This window comes from Streptomyces sp. NPDC058157, assembly GCF_042884105.1.
Lineage (GTDB): Bacteria > Actinomycetota > Actinomycetes > Streptomycetales > Streptomycetaceae > Streptomyces.
Map to the genome: position 1 here is coordinate 1 of NZ_JBHVUQ010000257.1, position 8588 is coordinate 8588.

An 8588-nucleotide genomic window follows, 5' to 3' on the forward strand; every position below is an offset into this window, starting at 1 on the left:
GGTTCCCGGGGAGTGCGCGGGCGGGCGGGGCGGTGGTGCGACCGCCCCAGCCCGCCCCGCGGTTACAGGGTGCGGGTCAGGCGGTCGGTGAGGAGCCGGGAGAAGCGGGCCGGGTCGGGCAGGTCGCCGCCTTCGGCGAGCAGCGCGCTGCCGTAGATCAGCTCGGCGATCTCCGCCAGGGCGGGGTCGTCGGCGCCCGCGGCATGCGCCGTGCGCAGGGCGGTGACCAGCGGGTGCGTCGGGTTGAGTTCCAGGATCCGCTTGACGGTGGGCATCTGCTGGCCCATCGCCCGGTACATCTTCTCCAGGGTGGGCGTCACGTCATGGGCGTCACCGACGATGCAGGCCGCCGAGGTGGTCAGGCGAGAAGACAGGCGGACCTGCTTGACCTGCTCGGACAGCGTGGTGGTCAGCCAGGGGAGCAGCGCGGCGAAGTCCTGCTCGCGCTGGGCCTTGGCGGCGTCGGTCTCCTCCTCCCCGTCGGCGGATTCCTCGAGGTCGACCTGGCCCTTGGCGATGGACTGCAGACGGTGGCCGTCGAAGGCGGGGACCTGGTCGACCCACACCTCGTCGATGGGATCGGTGAGGATGAGGACCTCGTAGCCCTTGGCGGCGAAGGCCTCCATGTGCGGGGAGTTCTCCACCATGGCGCGGCTCTCGCCGGTCAGGTAGTAGATCGTGTCCTGGCCGTCCTTCATGCGCTCGACGTACTCGCGCAGGGTGGTGGTCTTGTCGGGGTCGTGGGTGGAGGCCGCCGACACCAGCTGGAGCAGGGCCTCGGTGTTGTCCGTGTCCTCGACCAGACCCTCCTTCAGCGCCCGGCCGAACTGGGCCCATACCTTCGCGTAGCGCTCGGCGTCCTTCGACTGCATGTCCTTGACGGCACCGAGGACCTTCTTGACCAGGCGTCGCCGCACGCCGCGGATCTGGCGGTCGTGCTGGAGGATCTCGCGGGAGACGTTCAGCGACAGGTCGTGGGCGTCGACGACACCCTTGACGAAGCGCAGGTAGTTGGGCATGAGCGCTTCGCAGTCGTCCATGATGAACACCCGCTTCACGTACAGCTGCACGCCGGGCCTGGTCTCGCGGGAGAACAGGTCGAAGGGCGCCTGCGAGGGGATGAACAGCAGCGCCTCGTACTCGAAGGTGCCCTCGGCGCGCATGTGGATCGTCTCGGCCGGGGGCAGCCAGTCGTGGCTGATCTGCTGGTAGAACTCGTTGTACTCGTCCTCGGTCACCTCGGCGCGCGGCCGGGCCCACAGCGCCTTCATCGAGTTGAGCGTGTCGTCGACGCCGTCGCCGGTGGTCTCGGTGGCCATCCGGATGGGCCAGCGGATGAAGTCCGAGTACCGCTTGACGATCTGACGGATCTTCGACTCGGACAGGTAGTCGTCGAGGCCGTCCTCGCTGTCGGCGGGCTTGAGGTGCAGGGTGACCGAGGTGCCCACGGGCAGGCCGTCGACCGCCTGGACGGCGTACGTGCCCTCGCCGTCGGACTCCCACTGGGTGCCGGATTCGGTGCCGGCCCGCCGGGTGCGCAGGGTGACCTTGTCGGCGACCATGAAGGCCGAGTAGAAGCCGACGCCGAACTGCCCGATCAGGTTCTCGGTGGTGGCGGCGTCCTTGGACTCCTTGATCTTCTCCAGCAGGCCGGCGGTGCCGGACTTGGCGATGGTGCCGATCAGATCCACCAGATCGTCCCGGGTCATGCCGATGCCGTTGTCACGGACGGTCAAGGTGCGGGCGTCCTGGTCGACTTCCAGCGAGATGTGCAGGTCGGCGGTGCCGTCCTCGGCGAGGCTGGAGTCGGTCAGCGATTCCAGTCGCAGCTTGTCCAGGGCGTCGGAGGCGTTGGAGATCAGCTCGCGCAGGAAGATGTCTTTGTTCGAGTAGATCGAGTGGATCACCAGGCGGAGCAACTGGCGGGTCTCCGCCTGGAATTCCAGCGTCTCGACACTGCTGCCCATGGGGGTCTCTTTCTGTGGGAACGGAACGAACGTCATGATTCGTGAACGTCGTGAACATCATGAACGGATGCGGACTGGGGGCCGGGACGGGCGGTGACGACGCGGCCGAGGCTCAGGCGCCGCGCTGGTCGTTGCTGTCCTGGCGGAGCTGGTCGGTGTGGCGGGTCATGGCGTCGATGCGGTCGGTGATGCCCGCGTCCTGGGGCCGCAGATGGTCCCGGGACGCGGTCAGGGGGCCGACGAGCCGGGCGGCGTCATCCTCGGCGAGGGCCAGGTTCAGCTCGCCGATCGCGCCTTCCGCACCGGCGGGGAGGCCGGTGAGGGAGGTGACCTGTCCCGCGAGGCGCCGCAGGTCGGCCGCGTTCTCGCGGGCCCAGGCGGTGACGGTGCGGTCGGCGGCGCGCGAGTCCCGGGTGGCCTGGACCCGCTGTTCGCCCGTGCTTCCCGCGGCGCCCGGCCGCAGTCGCAGGTAGCGGCGTTCGGCGGCCTGCCGGCTGGCGACGCCGAGCGGGCCCGCGAGGTCGGCCCAGCTGGCGCCCCGGCCGCGGGCCGTCTCGATCAGGACGCTCTCCCAGCCGGCGAGCTGCTCGCGGGCCTCGCGGAGCATCAGCAGAGCGGCGAGGGCCGGGTGCGGACCACGGTCGCCTGCGGACGGCGCCGCGGCCGTCGAGGTGCCCGGTGAGGACTGCTGCGCGTCCTTCACGGCCCGGGTGATGGCCTCCAGCGCCGCCGCGGCGGCATGGAAGGACACCGGTGCGGTCGGCGGGTCTGCTTCGCTCATGGCACCTCCGTCTGCTGTGTCATCCCCTGGATGACGACTTGCTTGTCATCGTTTCGATGACATGTTACAACGGGAGCACGTTGAAGCGCATTGGCAGTTTCTGCCTGAACCAACTGGAGGTGTTTCGCGATGTTGATGCGCACCGACCCGTTCCGCGAGATCGACCGGATCGTCCAGCAGCTCTCGGGTACGTCCGGGACCTGGTCGAAGCCGTCGGTCATGCCGATGGACGCCTACCGGGAGGGCGAGGCGTACGTGATCGCCTTCGACCTGCCCGGCGTGAGCACGGAGGCGATCGACATCGACGTCGAGCGGAACATGCTGACCGTGAAGGCCGAACGGCGCCCGGCCGCCAAGGGCGACGGCGTGCAGATGGAACTCTCCGAACGGCCGCTCGGCGTCTTCTCCCGCCAGATCGTGCTCGCCGACACCCTCGACACCGAGCGCATCGAGGCGGACTACGAGGCGGGCGTCCTGACCCTGCGGATCCCGATCGCCGAGCGCGCCAAGCCGCGCAAGATCAGCATCGGCGGCGAAGCGGGCCCCAGGCAGATCTCCGGCTGAGCCCGCCCCCACCGGGGACCGCGGAGGGCGGGAACCACCCCCTCCGGCACCCGCCCTCCGCCCCCTGATCTTCCGTACCCCTTCGTCTTCCGGAGGTGAGGTCGATGTCGATGCGCAGGGAGCCGTTCCTGGCCCGTGTCCGGGAGTGCGGTGAGTACGAGACCGCCGAGGAAGCCGACCGTGCGGCCCGCGTGGTCCTGGCCCTGCTCGGCGCGCACCTGGTCGGCACCGTACGGGCCGAGCTGGCCGCCCGGCTCCCCGAGACCTACGCCCTGATCCTCCTCAACCCGCTGCAGGCGGCCGAGCCGCTCTCCCCGGAGCGGTTCGTCCGTGCGACGGCGGCCTGGATCGAGGGCGCCACCGAGGAGACGGCCCTGTGGGACATCGGGGCGGTCCTGTCCACCGCGGCCGCGGCCGCGGGCGACGCCCTCACCCGCGAGGTCCTGCTCCAGCTCCCGCCCGGCTACGACGTCCTCTTCGGCCACCCCCAACCCGCCTGACCACACCGGCCGCACACCGGATCCTCCGCACAGAAAGGCAGCCACAGCCGTGTACGACCAGCCTCGACCGAACCCGTCCCGCACCCTCATGACGTTCGACCAGATGCTGGAAAGCGTGCGCTACGAGGGCGCCTACCCCACCCGCGAACGCGCCGAGGAAGCCGTCCACCACGTCCTGGGCGCCCTCGGCCGCCGCCTCACCGGAGCCGAGCGCACCGACCTCGCCCGGTGCCTGCCGGTCGAGGCCGCCCTCACCCTGACCGCCCAGATCCCCGACGCCCGCCCGCTCACCGGCTGGGGTTTCGTCAAGGACCTGGCCGACCGCACCGGCGCCACACCCGCCACCACCCGCTGGGACACCGGCGCCGTCCTGGCCGTCGTCACACGCCTGGCAGGACCCGACCTCATCACCAGGATCCTGAGCCGACTCCCCGACGGCTACGCCCTCCTCTTCGGCCAGGCCGAACTGCGCCCCCACCAGCCCGCCGCCTGACCGGTCCACCCGTATCCAGGCACCGAAACCGGGAGGGCGCCGCTTCAGCGCCAGGTGCCGGTGTCGACGATGTCGCCGGTGTCCAGGTCGATGCGGCCGTGGAAGTCACCTGCGTTGCGCGTCACCATGATCAGGAGCGGTCGTCCGTGCTGAAGAAAGGCATCGTAGAAGCCGTGGACGTCCTCCGGGTCCGGCACGAGGCCACGCGGTGGGCGCAGGCGCACGCGCCGGGTGCCGTCGGCCCTGTGGACCACCGCGTTGTCGGCCGGGGTGAAGGGTGTGCCGTCAAGGGCCTCCACCACCAGCACCCAGTCCTGGTCGTACTCGCGCCACGCCACGACGGCCTGCGGAGGGAGATCGTACGACTTCTCCATCTTCCCGGCGGGGCCGCTCCAGCCGACCGTGGTGTCGCCCTGCGTCCAGTTGATCGTGATGTCCGTACTGTTCTCCCTCGTCATTCGGGAACTCTCGCATGGGGAACCCATATCGCCGTCCCGTACTCCCAGAGCGGGGACCGGACCAACGTCACCGGTTACCAAGAGACCCGGCGGTCAGCCGCGGCCCGTAGCGAGGGGGAATCCCGCGCTGCGGCGGGCCTGGCCGTCGAGGGCGACGGTGAGGAGTTCGTAGCCCGGCCGCGACCGGATCCAGGCGTGCGCGCCGGGGCCCTGCACCACCGCCGCGGTGGCCCAGCAGTCCGCCCAGGTCAGGTCCGGCCCGGTGACGGTGGCGGCGAGCAGGCGGTGGGCCGGGCGGCCGGTGCGCGGGTCGAGGATGTGCGGGCCGCGTTCGGCGCCCCCTGAGGTGGCCACCGCGAAGTCCCGTCCCTCGACGGTGGTGAGCGGCCGGCCCGGGTGGCAGGGGTCCGCGATCGCGACCCGCCAGGGGCGGCCCGGAGCCGGCTCGCCGCCGAGCCGGATGTCGCCCCCGCCGTTGACGAGGCCGTTCGGCGCCCCGGCGGCGCGCAGGATGCCGTACGCCTGCTCGACCGCCCAGCCCTTGACGAGCCCGGACGGGTCGAGCCGCTTCCCGGCCCGGGCGGAGAAGCATTCGCGGCTGGCGGTCTCGGCCCGCTCGCACATCTCCAGGACCCGGCCGACTTCCGCCGGGGCGTCGGCCACGTTCATCGATCCGTCAGCGATGCGGCTGACGGCGCTGTCGGGGCGGTAGGTGGAGAAGACCCGGTCCACGTGGTGCAGCCAGGCGACCGCCTCGCCCAGCGCCGCCCGCACCACCCGCGTCGGAGGGTGGCGCACGTCGAAGGAGAAGACCGTACCCATGACGTGCTCGACATGACGCAGACGGCTCTCCGGGCGGGCCCGGTGCTCAGGCACGGGACCGGTCCAGGGCGCTCTGGAGGGAGCGGATGTATCCCTCGCTGGTGTAGGTGGCGCCGGACACCGCGTCGATGTCCGCGCTCTGGGCGCCGATCGCCTCGTCGGTGAGGCGCGGGACGGCGTACGAGGCGATCGTCCGGTCACGCCGGTTCTCGGAGGGGGCCTGGAGCACGTCGACGGCTGTCAGCCGGCCCCCGCTCAGGGTGACGGCGACCTGCACGGGCCCGTAGCGCGTGTCGATCACGGAACCGGTGAAGGTACCCGCAGCGGCGCCGGCCGTGGGCCCGGCTCCGGCCCCGGCCCCGGTCCCGGGCTCGGCGCCCGGCGAGGGGCGCGCCGAGACGGCCGGACGGTCGCCGTGGTGCGGTTTGAGCGCGAGCAGCGAGACGATTCCGGTCATGGTCGCCATAGCGGTGAGGGCCATGCGGCGCACGGGGACTCCTGGGGGAGGGGCTGGGGCAGGGGCGGGTCTCACAGGGCGAAGGACTCCTGGTGGATCCGGTGCGGGGCGACGCCCGCCTCGCGCAGCGCGGCTTCGGCGGCCGCGGTCATGCCGGGCGGTCCGCACAGGTAGACCTCTCGCCGGCCGAGGTCCGGTACGAGGGCGGTCAGGGCGCAGGAGGTCAGCGGCAGAGCGTGCCCGGCGGGCTCGTCCACGGAGTAGTGCACGCGGGCGCCGCGCCGGTCGGCGAGGGCGTCCAGCTCCGTACGCAGCACCAGATCGGCCGGAGTGCGCGCCCAGTGCACCAGGATCAGATCGCCGGGCAGGGTCTCGAACAGGGCGCGCAGCGGGGTGATGCCGATCCCTCCCGCCAGCAGCAGGGCGCGGTCGGCCGGGGCGTTGCGGGCGACGAGCGCCCCGTACGGGCCTTCGGCCCACACGCGGGTGCCCGGCCGCACACCCGCCAGAGCGGCGCTGTGGCCCCCCAGGGCCTTGACCGTGATGCGCAGGAACCGCGGGTCCGCGGGCGCGGACAGCGAGTACGGGTTCGCCGACCACCACAGGCCGGGGGCGAGGAACCGCCAGCGGAAGAACTGCCCGGGCAGCGCGCCCAGTTCGTCGAGGCGCTCGCCCGTCAGGACGACGGAGACCACGCCCGGCCCCTCCTGCCGCACGTCCGTGACGGTGAGCCGGTGCCGGCGGGCCGACCGCAGGGGGACCAGGAAACGGAACCAGAGCACGAGCGCGGCGGCGGACAGGTACATGGCGTACCAGACGAGCTGGGCGCCACGGTCGCCCACGAAGTCGGCCCCGTCGGCGAGCTGGTGGCCGAAGGCCAGGAAGACCGCCGCGTAGGTGGCGAGGTGCAGGAGGTGCCAGGTCTCGTACGAGAGCCGCCGCCGGGCCGCGCGGGCGGAGACCGCCGCGGTCAGGAGGAACAGGAACCAGGCCGCGGTGGCCTTCAGCATCTCCGGATAGTGCAGGACCAGGCGTCCGGTCTGCTCGACCGGGCCGACGTGGCCGGTGAGTGCGTAGCCCCAGACGATCAGCAGGGCGTGCGCCACGACCAGCGAGACGGCGTACCGGCCGCCGGCCGCGTGCCAGCGGGCCAGCCGGTCGCTGCCGACCGTGCGGTCCAGCCAGGGGACGCGGGCCATGAGGACGACGATCACCGCGCAGGCGTAGCCGGCCAGCAGGCCCGTGATCCGGCCCGCGCCGGTGAGCCAGCCCGCCGGGCCGACCACGGAGGAGGTGTCGGCCCACCACAGGCCGAGCACGGCGGCAGCGCCGACCCAGCCGCACACGTGCAGGCCCGCCGCGACGACCCGGGGGGCGACTCGTGGGGCAACCCGTGGGGCGGGCCGGGGGCCGGCGGCCCGGTGCGGGGGCGTCCGGGGCGCGTCGAAGGCGGGGTGAACGGCCACGGCGTCTGCCTCTCTCTCGGATGCCGGCCGGTGTCGTGGACGTGAGCGGCGGGCAGGGCGGGGCACCACCGTGTCGGAGGTTTCTCTGAGAACCCTTTGAAGAGACCCGTTCCCAGGGAATTCAGAGGAAACTCACAGGTGACAGGCCCCCGGACCGGCACGTCCGTCGGCGATCCTGGACGAACCATGCACCCGCCCGCCCCACCTTCCCCACCTTTCCCTCCCTCCCCGCTCCTGCGGCCCGACGGCGCCCCGGTCCGGGTCCTGGTCGTCGACGACGAACCGGACCTCACCGACGTGCTCGGCGCGGCCCTGCGCGCCGAGGGCTGGGACGTCCGCACCGAGGGCGACGCCGCCGGGGCCCTGTCGACCGCGGCGGCGTTCGAGCCCGACCTCGTCGTCCTCGACTGGATGCTCCCCGACCTCGACGGCCTCTCCCTGATGCGCGCGCTGCGCGCGGCCCGCCCCGGCGTGTGCGTGCTGTTCCTGACGGCCCGGGACGCGGTCGAGGACCGCATCGCCGGCATCACGGCGGGCGGCGACGACTACGTCACCAAGCCGTTCAGCCTGGAGGAGGTCCTCGCACGGCTGCGCGGGCTCATGCGGCGGGCCGGGATGGCACGCGGCGACCGCAACCCGCTCCTCACGGTGGGCGACCTGGTCATGGACGAGGAGGCGCGCGAGGTCACCCGCGGCGGGAAGATCGTCGACCTGTCCCGCACCGAGTTCGACCTGCTGCGCTTCCTCATGCGCAACCCCCGCCGGGTGCTGTCCAAGGACCGCATCCTGGAACGGGTGTGGTCCTACGACTTCGGCGGCCGTGCGCACGTGGTCGAGCTGTACGTCAGCTACCTCCGCAAGAAGATCGACGCCGGGCGGCCGCCGCTCATCCACACCGTCCGCGGAGTGGGCTACGTGCTCAAGCCGGAACAACGGTGAGACGTGTCCGGCTCCGCCCGCCCCGCTCGCTGCGCGTCCGGCTGACGGCCGGCCTGGTCGTGCTCCTCGGCCTGGCCTGCGCGGCGGTGGGGACGGTCACCGCCCTCGCGCTGCACGGCTTCCTCGTCGGCCGGGTCGACC

General features: G+C 72.3%; 10 protein-coding genes. 4 read left to right on the plus strand and 6 right to left on the minus strand.

Annotated elements, in window-relative coordinates; all coding sequences use genetic code 11:
- Nucleotides 1-62: 62 nt before the first annotated feature.
- Both htpG and ACFVXK_RS34635 read right to left on the minus strand, forming a co-directional pair.
- Nucleotides 63-1967, minus strand: a complete 1905-nt coding sequence (gene htpG, locus ACFVXK_RS34630) for a molecular chaperone HtpG (protein WP_389620007.1) — start codon at nucleotides 1965-1967, stop codon at nucleotides 63-65.
- Between the two features lie 112 nt (nucleotides 1968-2079).
- Nucleotides 2080-2748 carry an HSP18 transcriptional regulator gene (locus tag ACFVXK_RS34635; protein ID WP_389620009.1) on the minus strand — a complete coding sequence of 223 codons (669 nt, stop codon included), beginning with the start codon at nucleotides 2746-2748 and terminating at the stop codon, nucleotides 2080-2082.
- A gap of 129 nt (nucleotides 2749-2877) precedes the next feature.
- Here ACFVXK_RS34635 and ACFVXK_RS34640 point away from each other — a divergent pair, with 129 nt between their 5' ends.
- The 3 genes from ACFVXK_RS34640 (at nucleotide 2878) to ACFVXK_RS34650 (ending at nucleotide 4305) form a co-directional block, all read left to right on the plus strand.
- Nucleotides 2878-3312 carry an Hsp20/alpha crystallin family protein gene (locus tag ACFVXK_RS34640; RefSeq protein WP_389620012.1) on the plus strand — a complete coding sequence of 145 codons (435 nt, stop codon included), beginning with the start codon at nucleotides 2878-2880 and terminating at the stop codon, nucleotides 3310-3312.
- Nucleotides 3313-3416: 104 nt separating this feature from the next.
- Nucleotides 3417-3812, plus strand: coding sequence for a DUF2267 domain-containing protein (locus tag ACFVXK_RS34645; protein ID WP_389620015.1), 396 nt, complete (start codon nucleotides 3417-3419; stop codon nucleotides 3810-3812).
- An 88-nt stretch (nucleotides 3813-3900) separates the two neighbouring features.
- Nucleotides 3901-4305: a DUF2267 domain-containing protein gene (locus ACFVXK_RS34650; protein WP_389620018.1), complete on the plus strand. Its 405-nt coding sequence runs from the start codon at nucleotides 3901-3903 to the stop codon at nucleotides 4303-4305.
- Nucleotides 4306-4349: 44 nt separating this feature from the next.
- Here ACFVXK_RS34650 and ACFVXK_RS34655 read toward each other — a convergent pair whose 3' ends face one another.
- From ACFVXK_RS34655 to ACFVXK_RS34670, 4 genes are all read right to left on the minus strand, one after another.
- Complete coding sequence (locus tag ACFVXK_RS34655; RefSeq protein ID WP_389620021.1) at nucleotides 4350-4763, minus strand: hypothetical protein; 414 nt, start codon at nucleotides 4761-4763, stop codon at nucleotides 4350-4352.
- Nucleotides 4764-4856: 93 nt separating this feature from the next.
- Nucleotides 4857-5585, minus strand: coding sequence for an FAD:protein FMN transferase (locus ACFVXK_RS34660; protein WP_389620034.1), 729 nt, complete (start codon nucleotides 5583-5585; stop codon nucleotides 4857-4859).
- A gap of 46 nt (nucleotides 5586-5631) precedes the next feature.
- Nucleotides 5632-6075 (minus strand): FMN-binding protein, encoded by a 444-nt coding sequence (locus ACFVXK_RS34665; protein WP_389620024.1) that lies wholly within the window; start codon nucleotides 6073-6075, stop codon nucleotides 5632-5634.
- 38 nt (nucleotides 6076-6113) lie between these two features.
- Nucleotides 6114-7508, minus strand: coding sequence for a ferric reductase-like transmembrane domain-containing protein (locus ACFVXK_RS34670; protein ID WP_389620028.1), 1395 nt, complete (start codon nucleotides 7506-7508; stop codon nucleotides 6114-6116).
- Nucleotides 7509-7694: 186 nt separating this feature from the next.
- Between ACFVXK_RS34670 and ACFVXK_RS34675 the strand changes: the two genes are divergently transcribed.
- A complete protein-coding gene (locus ACFVXK_RS34675) occupies nucleotides 7695-8447 on the plus strand; it encodes a response regulator transcription factor (RefSeq protein WP_389620031.1) in 753 nt (250 codons plus the stop codon).
- Nucleotides 8448-8588 lie beyond the last annotated feature (141 nt).

Coding starts and splice junctions, on each gene's coding strand:
- htpG (WP_389620007.1), bottom strand. CDS start 1,967: ATGGGCAGCAGTGTCGAGACGCTGGAATTCCAGGCGGAGACCCGCCAG.
- ACFVXK_RS34635 (WP_389620009.1), bottom strand. CDS start 2,748: ATGAGCGAAGCAGACCCGCCGACCGCACCGGTGTCCTTCCATGCCGCC.
- ACFVXK_RS34640 (WP_389620012.1), top strand. CDS start 2,878: ATGTTGATGCGCACCGACCCGTTCCGCGAGATCGACCGGATCGTCCAG.
- ACFVXK_RS34645 (WP_389620015.1), top strand. CDS start 3,417: ATGTCGATGCGCAGGGAGCCGTTCCTGGCCCGTGTCCGGGAGTGCGGT.
- ACFVXK_RS34650 (WP_389620018.1), top strand. CDS start 3,901: ATGACGTTCGACCAGATGCTGGAAAGCGTGCGCTACGAGGGCGCCTAC.
- ACFVXK_RS34655 (WP_389620021.1), bottom strand. CDS start 4,763: ATGACGAGGGAGAACAGTACGGACATCACGATCAACTGGACGCAGGGC.
- ACFVXK_RS34660 (WP_389620034.1), bottom strand. CDS start 5,585: ATGGGTACGGTCTTCTCCTTCGACGTGCGCCACCCTCCGACGCGGGTG.
- ACFVXK_RS34675 (WP_389620031.1), top strand. CDS start 7,695: ATGCACCCGCCCGCCCCACCTTCCCCACCTTTCCCTCCCTCCCCGCTC.